Origin of the sequence: Micromonospora sp. NPDC047134, from assembly GCF_040643455.1 — a bacterium.
Classification (GTDB): domain Bacteria; phylum Actinomycetota; class Actinomycetes; order Mycobacteriales; family Micromonosporaceae; genus Micromonospora.
In genome coordinates this window covers 1-16827 of record NZ_JBEYUI010000001.1, presented here as the reverse complement: position 1 = coordinate 16827, position 16827 = coordinate 1, and the positions used below count along the sequence as shown (strand labels likewise).

15 protein-coding genes are annotated in these 16827 nt (G+C 69.2%); 3 read left to right on the top strand and 12 right to left on the bottom strand.

Annotated elements, in window-relative coordinates; all coding sequences use genetic code 11:
* Positions 1 to 43: 43 nt before the first annotated feature.
* Positions 44 to 2635 (bottom strand): tetratricopeptide repeat protein, encoded by a 2592-nt coding sequence (locus ABZ795_RS00075; RefSeq protein ID WP_357527499.1) that lies wholly within the window; start codon positions 2633 to 2635, stop codon positions 44 to 46.
* A 140-nt stretch (positions 2636 to 2775) separates the two neighbouring features.
* Positions 2776 to 3327, bottom strand: a complete 552-nt coding sequence (locus ABZ795_RS00070; protein WP_357527498.1) for a pyridoxamine 5'-phosphate oxidase family protein — start codon at positions 3325 to 3327, stop codon at positions 2776 to 2778.
* Between the two features lie 290 nt (positions 3328 to 3617).
* Here ABZ795_RS00070 and ABZ795_RS00065 point away from each other — a divergent pair, with 290 nt between their 5' ends.
* On the top strand, positions 3618 to 3824 hold the full coding sequence (locus ABZ795_RS00065) for a hypothetical protein (protein WP_357527496.1): 207 nt from the start codon (positions 3618 to 3620) through the stop codon (positions 3822 to 3824).
* A gap of 421 nt (positions 3825 to 4245) precedes the next feature.
* Entirely contained in the window at positions 4246 to 4599 is a 354-nt protein-coding gene (locus ABZ795_RS00060; protein WP_357527494.1) for a DUF1801 domain-containing protein, read from the top strand.
* A gap of 218 nt (positions 4600 to 4817) precedes the next feature.
* Here the strand turns inward: ABZ795_RS00060 and ABZ795_RS00055 are convergent, their stop codons facing one another.
* The 8 genes from ABZ795_RS00055 to ABZ795_RS00020 form a co-directional block, all read right to left on the bottom strand.
* Complete coding sequence (locus tag ABZ795_RS00055; RefSeq protein WP_357527492.1) at positions 4818 to 6194, bottom strand: CoA transferase; 1377 nt, start codon at positions 6192 to 6194, stop codon at positions 4818 to 4820.
* 116 nt (positions 6195 to 6310) lie between these two features.
* Entirely contained in the window at positions 6311 to 7120 is an 810-nt protein-coding gene (locus tag ABZ795_RS00050; RefSeq protein ID WP_357527490.1) for a methyltransferase domain-containing protein, read from the bottom strand.
* A 104-nt stretch (positions 7121 to 7224) separates the two neighbouring features.
* On the bottom strand, positions 7225 to 8517 hold the full coding sequence (locus tag ABZ795_RS00045; protein WP_357527488.1) for a hypothetical protein: 1293 nt from the start codon (positions 8515 to 8517) through the stop codon (positions 7225 to 7227).
* Between the two features lie 132 nt (positions 8518 to 8649).
* Entirely contained in the window at positions 8650 to 9639 is a 990-nt protein-coding gene (locus ABZ795_RS00040; protein WP_357527486.1) for an aldo/keto reductase, read from the bottom strand.
* On the bottom strand, positions 9636 to 10883 hold the full coding sequence (locus ABZ795_RS00035; RefSeq protein ID WP_357527484.1) for a mandelate racemase/muconate lactonizing enzyme family protein: 1248 nt from the start codon (positions 10881 to 10883) through the stop codon (positions 9636 to 9638). The genes ABZ795_RS00040 and ABZ795_RS00035 overlap by 4 nt, the downstream gene beginning before the upstream one ends.
* 1 nt (position 10884) lies before the next feature.
* The gene (locus tag ABZ795_RS00030; protein WP_357527481.1) at positions 10885 to 11709 is read right to left on the bottom strand and encodes a carbohydrate ABC transporter permease; all 825 of its coding nucleotides are present in this window, start codon (positions 11707 to 11709) and stop codon (positions 10885 to 10887) included.
* Positions 11709 to 12680, bottom strand: coding sequence for a sugar ABC transporter permease (locus ABZ795_RS00025; protein WP_357527479.1), 972 nt, complete (start codon positions 12678 to 12680; stop codon positions 11709 to 11711). The genes ABZ795_RS00030 and ABZ795_RS00025 overlap by 1 nt, the downstream gene beginning before the upstream one ends.
* A 5-nt stretch (positions 12681 to 12685) precedes the next feature.
* On the bottom strand, positions 12686 to 13954 hold the full coding sequence (locus tag ABZ795_RS00020; protein ID WP_357527477.1) for an extracellular solute-binding protein: 1269 nt from the start codon (positions 13952 to 13954) through the stop codon (positions 12686 to 12688).
* Positions 13955 to 14110: 156 nt separating this feature from the next.
* Here ABZ795_RS00020 and ABZ795_RS00015 point away from each other — a divergent pair, with 156 nt between their 5' ends.
* Positions 14111 to 14881 carry a FadR/GntR family transcriptional regulator gene (locus tag ABZ795_RS00015; RefSeq protein WP_327026365.1) on the top strand — a complete coding sequence of 257 codons (771 nt, stop codon included), beginning with the start codon at positions 14111 to 14113 and terminating at the stop codon, positions 14879 to 14881.
* 59 nt (positions 14882 to 14940) lie between these two features.
* Here ABZ795_RS00015 and ABZ795_RS00010 read toward each other — a convergent pair whose 3' ends face one another.
* Complete coding sequence (locus tag ABZ795_RS00010) at positions 14941 to 16335, bottom strand: RICIN domain-containing protein (RefSeq protein WP_357527475.1); 1395 nt, start codon at positions 16333 to 16335, stop codon at positions 14941 to 14943.
* 147 nt (positions 16336 to 16482) lie between these two features.
* Positions 16483 to 16827 (bottom strand): non-reducing end alpha-L-arabinofuranosidase family hydrolase (locus ABZ795_RS00005; RefSeq protein WP_357527474.1); only part of this gene is annotated, 345 nt, incomplete at its 5' end.

Here is a 16827-nt window from a genome sequence, read left to right as displayed (position 1 = left end):
CCCCGGGTTGGGAGCCACCGGGCGGGCTTCCCGGGGATCTCGCTCAGGTGTGGATGCCGACGTTGTCGAGGGCGGCCAGGCAGGCGCGGATCTGGTCGGCCTCGGGCGTACCGAGGTCGGTGAAGATGGCGAGGGCGTGGTGGTAGTGAGCACGGGCCTGGTCGGGATCGCCGAGGGCGCGGTGGGCGTTGGCCAGCCCGGTGTGGGCGCGGGCTTGCTGGTCGCGGGCACCGATCTCGGCGGCGATCCGCTGGGCGGCGGTGTGATGGCGAAGAGCGTCGGCGGGGTGGCCTGCGGCGAGCGCGGCCTCGCCGATGCCGTTGAGCGCGAATGCCTCGCCGTGCCGGTCGCCGGTCGCCCGCAGGATCGTCAGGGCCTGATGGTGGTACTCGGCGGCCTTGGCGGGCTCGCCGCGAGCGACGTGGAGGGTGCCCAGCCCGTCCAGCGTCCAGGCTTCGCCGTTGCGGTGCCCGGCATGACGAAACAGGGCGAGCGCCTGGGCCAGGCTTTCGGCGGCCGCCCCATGCCGACCCAACCGCGTGTCGACCTCCGCGAGGTTGACCAGCGACACCGCCTCGCCGGCCCGGTCTCCGGTCTCTCGGAACAGGGCGAGCGCCTGCCGCAGGTGTGTGGCGGCCTCGCCGTACTGACCCGTCTTCTGTTCGATGTCGCCGAGGTTGGTCAGCGTGCGTGCCTGACCGACCTTGTTGCCGGCTCGCCGATGCAGGATCTCGCCCTGCGCGAAGTGGGCGGCGGCCTCGCGGTAGCGGCCGAGCCGCTGTTCGGCGATGCCGAGGTTGGTCCGGGTCCGGGCCTGCCCGGGAGCGTCGCCGGTCTGCTCGAACAGGAGCAGCGCCTTGGTGAAGTGTTCGGCGGCGGCCTGATGCTGGCCGCCCCAGAGATAGGCGACGCCAAGGTCGGCGAGAGCGTGGGCCTGTTCGGTGACGTCGCCGATGTGGCTGGCGGCACGGCGGGCATGACTGTGAACGGTGATGGCGTCGCTGTTGTGGCCACCGGCGAAGTACTGCACCAGGACGCGGGAGAGCCGGATGGCGTGGGCGGGCCAGCCGTGGGTGGCGGCGTGGGCCACGACGGTGACCAGGGCTGGCCGTTCGGTGTCGAGCCAGATGCGGGCGGTGTCCGGGTCGGTCAGCTCGGGCACGGGGGTACCGGACAGGACGACGCGGGGTCGAAGATGCGCCTGGGCGGGGTGCAGAGCGTCCATCGCGGAGGCGGCCGTCGCGAGATAGTGATCGAACAGGCGGGTCAGGGCCTCGCGACGGTCGCGTGGGCGGACCTCGTCGTGGGCTCGGGTGGTGGCGTACGTGCGGACGAGGTCGTGAAAGGTGTACCGGCCCGCGTTGGACTGGTGCAGCAGGTGGTCGCGGCACAGGCGGTCCAGATGGGCACGGGTGACCTCGATGTCGGTGCCGGCCAGGGCAGCCGCGGCGTAGGCGTCGCTGTCCTGCCCGGGGTGCAGCGCCAGCAACCGGAGCAGCTGGCGCTGGTCGGCGGGCAGGCGGTGGTAGGACAGGTCGAGGGCGAGTTCGACACCGGTCTCCAGGCGTCGCTGGTCGTGGCGTTCGTCGAGCCGGTCGGCGTGATCGGTGAGGGTCCAGTCGGGTGTGGCCCGCATGTGTGCGGCCGTCAGGTCCAGCGCCAGCGGCAGGTAGCCACAGCGCCGTGCGATACGGGCGGCAGCGGTGCGATCGTCGCCCACCGGGACCTGGCCGGCGGCGTGGGCCAGGTATCGAACGGCCTCGTCCGCTGGGAACACGTCGATCACCAACTGCGTGGCCGAGGGCAGGTCGGACAGGCTTCGCCGACTGGTGATCACGGTGAGACAGCCGGGCACCTCGGCGAGCAGCGGGCGGAGTTGGTCGAGGTCGGCGGCGTTGTCCAGCACGATCAGGGTGCGGGTACCGGCGAGCCGGTCACGGTAGGCCGCGGTGCGGGCCTCCAGAGCGTGGGGTATGCGCTGCGGCGGTACACCGAGCAGCCGCAGGAAGCCGTCCAGGACGGCGGCCGGGTCCGCTGGAGGTCGAGCGGGGTCGGGGTGAAATCCGCGCAGGTTGACGAAAAGCGCCCGATCAAATCGACTCTCCCGGATGAGAATATGCCCGGCGTGAATGGCGAGCCGGGTCTTACCGACGCCGGCCATCCCCTCTATCGCCGAGATCGCCACCGCGCCGTTGCGGCCGAGAGCGCGGCGGAGTTGATCGAGTTCGGCGGTACGACCGGTGAACCCGGCCAGGTCGGGTGGAAGCCTGTCCTGGACCTGCACCACCACGGCGGCCAGAGCCTCCCCGCCGACCACCCGCAGCGCCTGGCGCCACTGGTGCACGTACCCCTCGTCCGGGTGCAGTGCCTGCACGACCGCGGTCACGAGGTCGGTGTTCAGCCGTCGCCGACCGGGCTTGAAGCAGTCCACGACCGTGGGTCGCTTGGTCAACTCGCCGGTCGGGCGACCGGCGGCCCGCCACGCGTTGTTGACCTGGGCGGTGATCCATTCGTAGGAGGGGTTTCCCGCCCAGACCTTCAACGACCGCAGCCCTGCGACCAGCTCATCCAGCGTGCGGGCCCGACCCGGGTCGGGCATTGCGGCGGACGCATCCTGCGCTCGGGTAGCGGTCATCGGTAATCCCACATGCATTGACGTGCAGCAATATTTAGCTCATTGTAGCCACGCCAGCGCGGAGGGCGCCCCCCTAGGAAAGGCGGACCCCTGTACCTGGATCACCATCACCCCACCCGAAGGCGAGACCGTGCTGTGGATCAGGGCTGGGAGGCCACGGTGAGCTTTGCGATGTCTGGGGCATAGACGGTCATCCAGTGCGGATGCAGCCGGTAGTAGACCACGTCGTTGTCCCAGTCGAAGAGGTCGTCGCCGTAGAAGTCCTTCAAGTACGCGAGTACGTCCGGCCAGTCCGTGGCCTGGTCGCCGTTGCGGGGGTTGAGGATCTCCACCTTGCCGTGTGTGAAGACGCCGAGGTCCTCACCGCGCATGTGTGCGGCGCTGACGGCGGGCCGCGCCGCGAGGTGGCGTGCCTTGGCGGCGTCGGGCGCCGTGCCGAAGTACCACTTGCCTCGCAGGAAGTGCCCGTCGACACCGCTGATGCGTGGCTCGCCCTTCGCTGTCACGGTGGACAGAGCGAGGGTGCACATACCGGTGAGGACCTGGGTGAGTTGCTCCGCGTTCAGTGTGCGCGAGGAGTTGATGATCGAGCGAAGGTGAGACGTGGAGCGGGCGAGGGAGGCGTCAAGCAGGGCTTGGAGTTCTTCGAGATCTTGTGGGGTTTCGCGCATGGAGGCCGTGTCTCTCCGCATCTATCTGTGCCGTGGTCCGCGCCTGTCACCGGCGCCGACCGATGAACCCATGCTCCACCCAAAACCTGACACCTTGCGTCATATTTCTTCAACTCGCTTGCGGACGCCAGTGGCAGCCGGCCTGACAGACCGGCTGCGCGACGTGACGGCTCCCGACCGGCCTGGATGGTTTACAAGGGCAGTCGGTCCCGACTCGGGTCAGCCTGCCCGCTACCGTCTGCGTATCGCGGCGGCCACGCTTCCAGATCCGCCGCGAACAGCCCAGTCCTGAAACAGCACGAGGAGACACCATGACCGACGCCACCAGCGACGCCGATCCCACCGCTGAGGCCGAAGCGGAAACCGAGGAGCAGCCACAGCCCTTCGAGAACCGAGCGGCACGCCGGTCCAAGGGCAAGGCGACCACCAACCACACCGGGGGTACCCCGAGCCGCGTCCACGGCCGCGCCGGCACGGTGCAGAGTCCTCGCCAGTACGGCAACCGTCGAAGCGGCTGACTCCGGACCTCCTGGTAACGGCCGCGTCCAGTAGCTGTGGCCGCTACCAGCGTCTGGCCGCAGCCGCAGGTTCGTTTGCAGGACGGTGAAGGCGAGCCACTCGGATGACGCTCAGGGCACGGTCAGTCCCGGCGCTGTTCCAACAGCAGACTCGACTCGGCAGGAACCTGCGTCGGCCTCCAGGCAGGCCGTGACCCGTCGGTTAGCGCGCGACTCGCGGCAGATCCGGACGACCACGCCGCGGCGGATCCGTTAGCCTGACTGCGGTGGTCCGCCACCGACTGCGCTTCCACGTGACAGACCACGTGAATCATCGCGGAGAGACCTGAGCAGTTCAGGACATGTCCGGGTGGGGTGCGGCGCACTGTTGCGCCGACTTCATACCGCCGGTGCCCGACATCGGCAGACGAAAGGACATGACATGTCGTCGAAGGACGAAAAGAACCTGACGCAGGTGGTCAACAGGATCTCGAAGATGGACGAGCCGACCCGTTCGACGATGCAGCGGGTGCACGACATCATCATGGCCGCGGCCCCAACCCTGAAACCGCGCATCTGGTACGGCATGCCCGCCTACGCGAAGTCGGCGAGCACACCCGCGCTCGTCACGCTGCGCATGGACGAACGATTGAACCTCGCGATCACCGAGAAGGCCGCCTTCCGACCGGCAGGCGGCGCCGACGGTGGGCTGATGCCGGCCGCGTGGTACTTCGAGACGGTGGATGCTGTCACTGAGAGGCGAATCGCCGAGATCGTCCGCTCCGTGGTCAACTGATCGTCTGCACCCCTGTCCAGGGATGAGGGTGGACCGCACCTCGCCCCGGGACGGGCCGAGGTGCGGCATGTGCGCACGGAACCAACTATCGATGTCCGATGGCGAGCGCAAAGCGGCAATAGCGGATGGTGTGACGCCGTTACTTCAGGTTCACTGTTCATGGCCATCGCCGGAACTATGGCGTAGCTCGAGCCCTCTCGCAGCGTGGCCGCGGGCGTTCAGCTCCAATCGGGCGGCGCTTGAGCGTAGGCGGGTGGTAGGTGAGGCCAGCTCAGCGGGCGGCCGTCGAGTTGACCCGGTGGGCTGATCCCGCTCCACCCGTTTCCGAGAGCTGTCCGGTAGGTGTCGGCTTGGCGCTTCGGGTCATCGCCCGCGCTCTGCCTGGCCGGCATGATGCCTTGATCGAGCAGCCATCGTGCCGTCCTGGCGAGGCATACAGAGACATGGGTGGCGTCGCCGGTACGGGCGCGTCGACCCAGTGCAGCCAGTGCACCAGCAGCGATGAGGTAGCCGGTGGCGTGGTCGAGCAACTGACAGGGAAGGGCGCCGGGTTGGATGCCATCCGTGCTTGTGGCCCAGCCGATGCCGGTGGCAATCTGCACCAGGCTGTCGAAACCGCGCCGTGTCCCCCAGGTTCCAGCCGTTCCCCAGGCCGAAAGCGTGACGACGATGGTGCCGGGGTGCTGGTCCGCAACTTGGTTAGGGTCCAGACCGAGACGGCGCAAGGCTCCGGGTCGGTAGCCGGTCACGAGAACGTCGGCCTGGTCGAGGAGGCGATGCAGAGCTTGACGGCCGTTCTCCGTGCTGGCATCCAGGCTCGCGCTTGCCTTACCGATCACTCCATCGATGGCGTGCAGCGCCAACTCCGGGCGATGCGGATCATCGACTCGTAGCACGTCGGCACCGAGCGCGCCCAGCATTCGGGTACCAACGGGGCCGGCGATGACTCGTGTCAGATCGAGCACCTTCACCCCCGACGCCGGAAGCCAGCCCGGTTCGGCTAGCGGCAGCGGCCCACGGCTGAGCGGCACCATGCTCACGAGCGGAGACGTCCCCATCGCGCTGTTCTGGTCGTCTGCTTGCCACTGGGCCTGCGTACGAGCCGCCACGGCCAGCCCTCCCGCGGCGTACACAGCACGCTCAACCTCCAACGCCGGGCGCGCAGCAATGACGTCAGCCAACCGCGCCTGAACCTCGGCGTCACGATCGTCGTTTACACCGAGAGACACCAGCAGAGCCGCCCGATGCCACGGGTAGTTCGCATGTGTACGCACCCAACCGTCTGCAGCCCGCCACAATCGAGACAGCGGAGCGAAGCCATCGATCCCCCGCCCGTCCGCGTCGCGAAGCCAAACCTCGCTGCGCATCGCCGCCGCCACATGCGCCCTGTCGACTGCGATATCAGGCCAGCGACCGGTGCGTGCAAAAGCCAGATCAGCGGCAGCAGTGAGACAGGCGGCCACGGACCCGATTGCGCATTCGGCGACGGCGAGCGGTGACGCCAGCACCGCCGGCTGTGGATCTCCGGCCAGCCGGGGCCCGGCGATGTCCATCAGCCCCAGGTCCGCCAGTACGCCGTCCAACAGAGTCACCATGCAGACACCTTTCCAGACTCGTCGGGAGCGTCGCGACGAACGTCCTCATCTCGGAAGTCGGACGTTGCCGGGCGCAGGGCTGCGGACCACATGCCTGGCCGAGCGAGCGTCGCTCCTCAGGCCCGGCAGACGATCTCGCCGTGCAGCACGACGAACCAGGCATCCGCTGATTCGGCCCACTCCCGCCAGCCGTCCGAGATGTTGCGTAGGTCCTGGGCCGTGGCGACGCCTGCGGTCAGTACCTGTCGGGCCAGGTCCGAATTCAGGATCCGCTCGGCCCACATCCCGCCCCACCATTGCCGGTCCTCCGGGGTGGCGAAGCACCAGGTGCTCGCCGTCGCCCTGACGTCGGTGAACCCGGCGGCGTTCGCCCAGGAGAGCAGACGCCGGCCGGCGTCCGGCTCGCCGCCGTTGGCGCGGGCGGCCTGCTGGTACAGGGCGAGCCAGTCGTCGAGCGCCGGTACGCGAGGAAACCAGGTGAACGCGGCATAGTCGCTGTCCCGTGCGGCGACGATTCCACCGGGACGGCAGACCCGGCGCATCTCGCGCAGCGCCTGGATCGGATCGGCGACATGCTGAAGCACCTGGTGGGCGTGGACGACGTCGAACGTATCGTCGGGGAGGTCCAGTGCGTGCACGTCGGCGACCGCGAAGTCGATGTTGCCCTGACCACGGGCGCCGGCCTCGGTGCGGGCGAGTTGGAGTGCCTCGTCGGTGATCTCGACGGCGGTGACTCGTCCGGGTGCCACGCGGGCGGCCAGGTCGACGGTGATGGTGCCCGGTCCGCAGCCGACGTCGAGCACCGACATGCCCGGCGCGAGGTGCGGCAGCAGGTATGCCGCCGAGTTCTCGGCGGTACGCCACCGGTGCGAGCGCAGCACCGACTCGTGGTGTCCGTGGGTGTAGACGTTCGGTGCGGCCGGCATGCGCGAATCCCCTCGATCGACTACGGCGACCGTAGTCCTGCCGTCCCGAAATACGGTAGGAAAATCCTATATACCGGGAGAGCGCAACCGGAGCGGACGGCTGGTCACTGCTTTTTCCGGAGCGCTTGCCACGCCGCGTGGAGCAGCGCGCCTGTCCGGTACAACGCGTACAGCGCCCAGACGGTGGCCAGCGGCACACCGACGAGGAGGAGAAGCGCACCGCCCAGGTAGTGGGTGCTCTCCACCAGCCAGCCGCCGGTCACCGCAACCGAAGCCGCGACGAGGGCCCAGGCCAGGACGCGGCCGAATTTGGTGAACGACACCCACAGGTGGGCGGTTCCGACGCCGCCTGACTCCATCGGGTCGCCCACCTGGGACTGTAGGGCGAGAGCGTCGATCTCCCGGGCTACGGCCCGGTCGGTCTCGTGTGGCGACTCGCGCAGCACCGCCGACAGAGCGTGCAGGTCGCCGTGGTCACGAAGCCGTCCGGTCCGCGGATCGCCGAGCAGCACCACGCTGTTCTGGAACACGAGCAGCCCGGCCTTGCCGTAGCCACGTGTCGCCCCCGGTGGCAACAGAACGACGTTGCCGCCGTGCATGTCCTCGCGGTGAGCGTAGTCGCCGATCGCCCGAACGAGTTCCGTACCGTCGATCACCACCTCGACCTCGACGAGGTCGGTGGCCTGGTCGAACATCGTGACGAACCGCCGGTACGCAGTGATCACCGCGAGCAGGCCGAGCACTGCCACCGCGGCGCCGAGCAGTTCGTGAAGTCCTGCGGTGAAGTTGGTGAGCAGCAGCGCCGGGACGACGGCGAACAGGTACCAACCGGCGAAGAGCAGGGCTCGCCGCCGGTTCAGCCAGCGCTGCGTTCGCACGCCCGGCGCGCCAGGCGGGAACGGGCGGAGAATCCTCCCGCCGTCGGGCTGCTGCCGAGCGTCCTCGGCCACCAGCATCAGGTTGAGGCGGTGGGCGCGAACCTCGAGGCGACCACCGGCCAGACCTGCCAGGTCGCGGACGAACTGCCGCTCCTCGATGCTCAGGTCGCGCAGGTCGAACAGCCGCACCGCCGGCAACTCGTCCACTGTGGCCTTCAGATCGTCCGGAACGTCCCAGCTGACGTCGGGCGCCGGCACCAGGTAGAGCGCGGAAACCCACCGAAGGCCCTGGCCCTCGACCTCCCGGCTGTCGATCACCACGGCTGAGATCTCGGCCCATCGCAGGTCGCGTCGGTACCGACCGATCCGCACCGCCCAGCCGTCCCGGTCGACATCGACCTGAAACCGCTGCGACGCCCCTTGGAGGCAAGCGGCTGCCATGAACAGGGCGACCAGCGAGAGCACGCCGATGCAGAGTCGGCCGGACACCGTGGCGCCGTCAGTGAACTGCAGGCTCACCAGATAACCGAGGATTCCGAGCAGTACTGCCCCGAATCCTCCCATGAACACGCGGTCACTGACTGGACGGCGAAGCTTCATCGATTCATGGTGAACGATCCCGCTACTGCACTCTGTCAACCATCGAGCACTTCACCTCCTGGCCGGGCCAACCGCGAGCAGGCCGGCCGTGGTCAGTGCGGCCCAGAGTTCGTCAGGTACGGCGACCGCTGAGCAGCGTACGGTCTCGGTCGCCTGCGCCGCGTCGCGCACCCCGACCACCGTGGAGATCACGGCCGGGTGCCGGCGGACGAAGGCGAGGGCCGCCTGCGGCAGCGTCACGCCGTACGTCTCGCAGACTGCGGCGAGCCGACGGGCTCGCGCCAGCAACGCCGGTGGCGCCTGCTGGTAGTTGTAGTACGCGTCCGCCGGAGGGTGGTCCCGGGACAACAGCCCCGAGTTGTAGACGCCCGCGATCACCACGCCCACGCCACGCCGCTCGGCGGCCGGCAGCAGGTCACCGGCAGCACCTTGTTCGAGCAGGGTGTACCGGCCGGCGCACATCACCACGTCGACGTCGGTCTCCCGCACGAAGCGGGCCAGCATCGCGGACTGGTTCATGCCGGCTCCGATGGCGCCGACGACACCCTCGTCGCGCAGCTCGACCAGGGCCGGCACCGCCTGGTCGGCGGCCTGCTCCCAGTGGTCGTCGGGATCGTGCAGGTAGACGATGTCGATCCGGTCCAGGCCCAGCCGGTCGAGGCTGGCCTCGATGCTGCGACGTACCCCGTCGCGGCTGAAATCCCACACCCGCCGGTGGGTCGCGGGCACCTCGAAGCCCTCCGGGTCGGTCCGGTGCGCGTCCTCCGGTGAGGGCACCAGCAGCCGCCCGACCTTCGTCGACACCACGTACTCGTGCCGGGGACGGTGCCGCAGCGCGGCGCCGAGGCGTCGCTCGGAGAGCCCGAGTCCGTAGTGCGGCGCGGTGTCGAAGTAGCGGATGCCCGCCTGCCAGGCCGTGTCGACGGCCGCGGCGAACTCCTCGTCCGTGGTGACCCGGTAGAGGTTGCCGCCCTGCGCGGCGCCGAGGCCCAACTCGGTGAGGCGCACCGTCGGCCGCAGCGGCAACGACCGGGCACTCATGACGCCACCGTCCGGTGGATCTGTCCGTCGGGCCCGTGACTGTTGCGGGACGCCGGGGTGGATGCCGCGACGGGCCACCGCCGGGTGGGCGGGACGCCGTCGGCCTCCGCCAACAGGCGGCGTCCGGCTCGCTCCGGCCGTACGTGCGGGCCCTCGGACGCCGGCGGCGGCGGACGCCGGTCGGCGGCGGAGATGCGTTGTTCGTCGAGGCGTACACCGAGTCCGGGTGAGTCCCCGAGGACGAAGGCGCCGCCTTCGACCTGGAGGTCGACGGTGATGCCGACCGGTGCGGACAGGTCCTGCAACTCGCTGGTCAGATGGTTCGGCACCGAGGTGGCCGCGTGCAGCAGCCCCACCAGGCTGTTGCCGATCGGGCTGACCGGCAGGTCGTGCGCGTGCGCCAGGGCGGCCACCCGCAGGAAATGGGTGATGCCACCGACCGCGGCCGTCTGCACGATGTCGACGGCACCGGCGGCGATCAACGGCGGGTACTGCTCGAAACCGGTGAGGTTCTCGCCGGTGGCGATCGAGGCGCGGACCCCCCGCCCGACGGTGGCCAGGCCCTCGGCATCCCAGCGCCGCACCGGCTCCTCGATCCAGATCAGGTCCAGGGTGCGTTCGAGTTCGCAGACGTGCCGGACGGCCTGCTTACGGGTCCATGCCTCGTTGACGTCGAGCATGAGACCGGGCCGCCGCCCGTGCCCGGCCTCGGTCAGGACCTCACCGACCAACTCCAGTCGATGTCGGTCGCGTTCGATGTCGAGGCCGCCCTTGAGCTTGGCGGCCCGCAGTCCGTGCCGGGCATAGCCCTGGTACGTGGCGACGAGTTCGTCGTCGCTCAACGCGATGTCCAGGCCCGACGCGTACGCGGGGACCCGCCGGTCGCGTCCACCCAGCAGCCGCCACAGGGGCTCTCCGGCGATCTGCGCCTTGATGTCCCACAGCGCGGTGTCGAGTGAACCGATGGTGCCGAACACCGGGCCGGCGTGTCCCGCCTTGAAGGTGTGCCGCAGCATCCGGTCGTACAGCGTCGTCACCGCCCGGGGATCCTCGCCGTCGATGGCCGCGAAGATCCGTTCGATCTCGACGTGCGGGCCGATGCCGACGCCCGAGATGCCCAGGTCGGTCTCGACGATGACGATCGACACCGGGACCACCCCGTCGGTGAAGACGCCGTTGGCGTCGCCGACGGGCCGTCCCCATTCCTGGACGGTGGTCAGGGTCCGATATCCGGTGATCCGCATGTCAACCCTTCGTGGAGCCGGCGGCGACGCCGTCGGCGATCTGACGCTGGAGGAAGAGGTAGACCACCAGGACGGGGATGGCGGCGATCAGTACGCCGGAGGCGAAGGTGGGGATGTCGTCGGAGTACTGCCCCCGCAGGGAGGTCACCCCGACCATCAGGGTGCGGTGCTCGGCCGAGGGCATCATCACCAGTGACATGAGTACGTCGTTCCAGCAGAACAGGGCGTTGAGGATGCCGACCGACAGCAGGGCCGGAGTGCCCAGGGGAATCATGATCCGGCGGTACACCCCGTAGACGCTGTTGCCGTCGATCCGGGCCGCGTCGATGATCTCCGACGGGATGGTCCGGTAGTAGCTGGTCATCAGGAAGACCGTGAAGGGCAGGAACTGGGCCACGTAGACCAGGATCAGCCCGGGGTAGGTGTCGATCAGGGCGGTGTCGGCCATGATCCGGGCCAGCGGCACCATGATCACTTGGAAGGGTACGAAGAGGCCCGCCAAGCAGCCGAGGAACAGCGCCGAGGAACCCCGGAACCGCAACTGGCTCAGGGCGAAGCCGGCCATCGAACCGAACAGCAGCAGCAGGAGCACCGAGAAGGTCACCACGACCAGCGAGTTGACGAAGTACCGTCCCATCCCCACGCTGGTCCAGGCCGTGACGATGTTGTCCCACCGCAGGGCGTCGGTGAGGGCGAACCGGTCCAGGATGTAGTCCCGGCGGGTCTTCATCGCGACGTTGACGGTGAACAGCAGGGGGTAGATCGTCGCCAGGGCCAGCAGGGACATCGGCAGGGCGATCAACCACCGTCCACGCAGGTGGGACATCAGCTCTCCTTTCCGGCCCGCCTGAGCAGGTGGATCTGCAACAGCCCCACCACGAGCATGATCACGAAGAGCACGGTCGAGGCGGCCGAGGCCAGGGCGGGGCGGTTCATCTGGCCCTGCTGGATCCAGATGTAGTACTCCGGCAGGTAGGTGGAGCCCTCCGGGCCGCCACTGGTCATCACGTAGAGCAGGCCGAACATCGAGGTCAGCATCCCGATCATCGTGGTCACGAAGACGAACTGGATGGTCCGGGACAGCCCTGGGATGATCACGTGCCGGATGACCTGGGGCAGGGCGGCCCCGTCCACCCGGGCCGCGTCCAGCAGGGCGCCGTCCAGGGTCGCGAACCCGGCCAGGAAGACCACCAGGGACATGCCGAAGGTGGCCCAGACGTGCACCCCGACCACCACGAATTTGGCGATGTCCGGGTCACCCAGCCAGTCGGTCGGCGGGAGACCGACCATGCCGAGGAGGGTGTTGAGGGGGCCGTCGAAGGCGAGCAGCAGGTTGAAGATCGCCCCGACGATGACCGGGGAGAGCACCGCGGGGAAGAAGTAGACGCTGCGGTACACCCGGTGACCGGGCACCCGCAGGTGGATGAAGGTGGCCAGCAGGCCGGGGATGGCCACCGCCACCGGTAGCAGCAGCACCAGCCACCCGACATTGCCCAGGGCGGTACGGAACAGCGGATCCGCCAGCAGTTCCCGATAGTTGTCCAGGCCCACCGCGGTGCCGTTGCGCACCCCGTCACCGGTGAAGGAGAAGTTGACCCCCAGCACCAGCGGATACAGCCGCAGCGCCACGATGATCAGCACGGCCGGGGCGACCAGGAGGTAGGGGGCCAGGCGCTCGCCGCGCAGCCGACGCGAGCCGCCGCGCCGGACCCGACGCCGTGAGGTGTCGGTGGCCGCCGGGTCGGCCCGTCCGGATCTCAGCGGACGGGCCGACGGCCGCTTCTCTCCGATCGACACCCCGCTCAGCCCGCCTGGTCGGAGGCGGCCAGCTGCTTCACCACCTCGTCCACGGTGATCGAGCCGCTGAGCAACTGCTGGGAGAGCCGTCCCATCAGATCGATGGTCTTGGAGGAGAGCGCCACATGCAGGGCCGGCTTGCCGCCGCGAAGTTCGGCGACGATGCCGGCGACGGCCGGGCCGCCCTGGGAGACGTCGATGGTGGTGTCCGCGGCGATCGCCCCGGCGTCGGCGTAGAAGGCCTTGAGCGCCTCGGTCGAGGTCAGGGAGCGCACCAGGTCGGCGGCGACCTCGGGGTCCTTCGTCCACTTGGCGACCGCGTACCCGATGCCGCCGTCGTAGGCCAGGCTGGGGGTGGTGCCCTCGGTGACCACCGGGGCGCTCATCACCCCGAGGTTGTCGGGGGTGAGGAACTCGTTGAAGTCCTTCCAGTGCCCCACGTCGGACATCAGCCCGATGATGTGGGCCGCCTTACCGGACTGGAAGATCGCGAAGGAGTCGTTGAACATGGCGGTGGAGTTGGCCCCGTCGTTGTTCAGGCCCGCCGCACCGGCCTCCTGCCAGAGCGCGAAGACCCGCTTGACGTTCGGCGAGTTCCAGTCCCGCTTGCCGGCGATCCAGTCGTCGTACTCCTGGGCGGTGAGGATGCCGGAGCCCAGGGCGGAGAGCCAGAACTGGATGCCCGCGCCCTCCTTGTTGCCCAGGGCGAAGCACTTGGCCCCGGCCCGGGTGATGGCCGCGCAGTCGGCGAGGAACCTGTCCCAGGTGGTGGCCGGAGTCGCCGGGTCCAGCCCGGCCTTGGTGTAGAGGGCCTTGTTGTAGTAGATGGGGTGGCCCTGGAGGGTGACCGGGGCGGCGTAGGTCTTCCCGTCGGCGGTGAAGGCATCCCAGCCGGCCAGTCGCTGCTTGTCCTCGGCCACCTGCTCGTCCAGTGGCACCAGGGCGTCCACCCGGTCCCGGATCTGGCCGCCGCCGTTGAACAGCATGACGTCCGGGCCCTTGCCGGCCTGGATCGCCGCACCGAGCAGGGTGTAGTACTGGTCGAAGGGCTGCGCGACGAACTCCACGCTCACCCCGGGGTGCTTGCGGGCGAAGTCGGCCTTGGCCTTGTCGAGGTACTGGGCGGCGGAGGCCTCGCCGGATTTCCAGTCCCACACCACCAGCTTGTCCGCCGAGCCGCCGGAGGAGTTGCCCGGCCCGCCGGCGCTTCCGCAGCCCGCCATCGTCACCAGTCCGACAACGAGGGCGGCCGACCATAACGCGCGCTGTTTCATCGTTGTTCACCTCTGTACGGGGAGGGCTGGCGGACCGGCCGCCATGCCGACAATCGATCGATGGAACGTAACTCGTATGACGTCTGACGGTCAACGGGCGAGTCGTACACTGATCTCCTTGGACGTCGTGCCACGGCAGAGCAAATCGGAGGGGACATGACGCCACCGCAGGAGACGACCCTGGACGGCCTGGCCAGCCCGGCCTGGGTCCGGCGACCCACGAACCTCGGCAGGGCGGTCACCGCCGAGCTGGTGCAACGCATCGTCCGTGGGGTGCATCCCTCCGGCACGGCCCTGCCACCCGAACCGGTGCTCTGCGAGACCTTCTCGGTCAGCCGGACGGTCGTCCGGGAGGCGGTCAAGGTCCTTCAGGAGAAGGGCCTGGTGCAGGTCCGCCAGGGCGCCGGCACCATGGTCACCCCCCAGTCGATGTGGGACATGCTGGACGAACTCGTGCTGGCGGCCACCATCGCCGAGGACGACAGCCTGGCCATCCTGGACGACCTCGTGGTCACCCGGCGGCTGCTGGAGTCGGACATGGCCCATGTCGCCGCCCGGCTGGCCGACCCGGAGACCCTCGACCGGCTCCGCGCCCTGGTCGACCGGATGGACGAGCTGGTCGACGACCAGGTCGCCTACCACGACCACGACCGGGCCTTCCACGACGTGGTGATGCAGGCCTCCGGCAACCGCATCGCCCGTGGGGTCGTACGGTCGCTGGAGAGCCAGGTGGTCAACACCGCGCGCTACCTGGGTCGGACCCAGCGTTCACTGTGTGTGGCCTCCAACCGGGGGCACCGCCGCATCTACGAACGGATCGCCGCCCGCGACCCCGAGGGGGCCGCCGAGGCGATGTTCACCCACATCACCGAGGCCTGGCTGGTCCGCCGCAAGGGCTCCGGCAAGGCGACCCGCCTCCAGCGCTGACCCCCGCCGGGCCGTCGCCACCCGATGTCGTACGGGTGGCGACGGCCAACCGGCGCGGGTCAGGAGAACTGGGCGAAGAACCGCCAGATCTCACCCTTGGTCCAGGTGGTGACCCCGCTTTCGGCGTACGTGCCGTCCACCGGGCCGGGCATGTGCCCGTTGTCGAAGGCGGCCCACTGCACCGGGTAACCCGCCCGGCAACCCGAGTAGGCCGTGGTGATGTGGGTACGGCTGCCCGCTCCCGGCTCCGGCGGGTTCTGGGCGTTGCAACCGTTGTTGCGGACGAAGGTGTCGCGCAGCGACCGCCCCTGGCCGATGCTCAGCACGTTGTCCGAGATGCCGTGCAACCCGAAGTAGGCGATCGGCTGGTTACCACCGGCACAGCCGCTGATCTGCGCACCGGCGATCACCGCCACCGCCCGGAAGACCTCGGCCCGGGCACAGGCCAGGGCGTAGCTCATGCCGCCACCCCAGCTGAAGCCCAGGGCGAAACGCTGCCGGGGGTTGACGCAGAGGGCGCTCTCGATCTGCCTGATCATGTCGTCGACGAAGACGACGTCCTCGCCGCCGGCGTTGCCCCACCCGTTGCCGAGCCCCTGGGGGGCCACCAGGATGGCGGTGTTGTTCGACTGTTCCTGCTGACCGTAGTACGACCAGGCGGCGCCGCTGGTCCCGCCCGAGGAGACGTCCTGCATGGTGCCGCCCCGCCAGTGGAACCCGAAGATCAACCGGTAGGGGTTGTTCTGGTTGTAGTTGGCCGGCACCCGCAGGATGAAGGATCGACTCTTGCCGCCGCTGGAGATCGTGTGGGTGCCGCTGGACAGGGTGGGCGCCTTGCCGCAGCCCGTGCCGCCGGTGGGCGGTGGTGGGGTGGTGCCCCCGCCGTCGACCCGGACGAGCTGCCACTGCTGGTTGGCGCCGTTCCAGTCGGCGTACTGCACGATGTTGCCGCCGTCGGCGGTGGAGGCGCCCTGCACCTCCACCACCTTGTTGCTGTGCCGGCTGATCAGCCGGACATGGCCGCCGTCGGAGTCGGCCAGCCGGAACTGCTGGTTGGTCCCGTTGTGATCGGCCCACTGCACGATCGCCGCGCCGTCGGCGGTGGAGAAGTTGTAGACGTCCAGGACTTTGCCGGAGTGCCGGGACTTGATCCGGTAGAACCCGCCCCCGGAGTCCACGAACTGCCACTGCTGGTTGGCGCCGTTGTTGCGGGTCCACTGGCTGATCCGGGCGCCGTCGGCGGTCGACGCGGCGTACAGGTCCAGGGCCTTGCCGCTGTTGCGGTTCACCAGGACGTACCAGGCGTTGGTGTCAGGCGTGGCCGCGGCGGCCGGGGTGGCGTGCACCGCGACCAGGGTGCCGGCGGCCAGGACGGCGGCGGACAACGCCGCCAGTCCTGACCGCCATCTCCGGCGTGGTGGAGAGGCGGGACGGGCCTCACCGATGACGTTCATGGCCGACTCCTTCGATTGGGGTCTCACTCGGGGCGTGCGCCCGAGGGTGCCCAGCCGGGCCGGCATCCGGTGGTGGCGCCGACCGGGCCTGGAGGACACCGGGGGTGGCCTCGCCGATCCACCGGCGAGGCCACCACTGTCACCCGGTCAGCGTTGCAGGGTCAGGACGCCCGGACGGTACGGCAGCAGGCCGTAGTCGCCGCCGGAGTTCGGGGCCCGGCCCTGGTAGAGCAGTTGCAGGTTGCAGGGGTCGATCGTCATGGTCTGATCGGCGTTGCTGCGGATCAACTCACCGTGGCTGATGTCGTTGGTCCAGGTCGCGTTGCTGTTCGCCTTACCGGCGAACGGGTTGCTCTCGCTGGCCGCCTGCGGGGTCCAGGTGCCACCCAGACTGGTGGCGGTGAAGGACCGGAAGTAGCGGCCCTGCGACCCGATGGCCTCGACGATCATCAGGTACCGGTTCTGGCCCTGAAGCTTGTACACCTGCACACC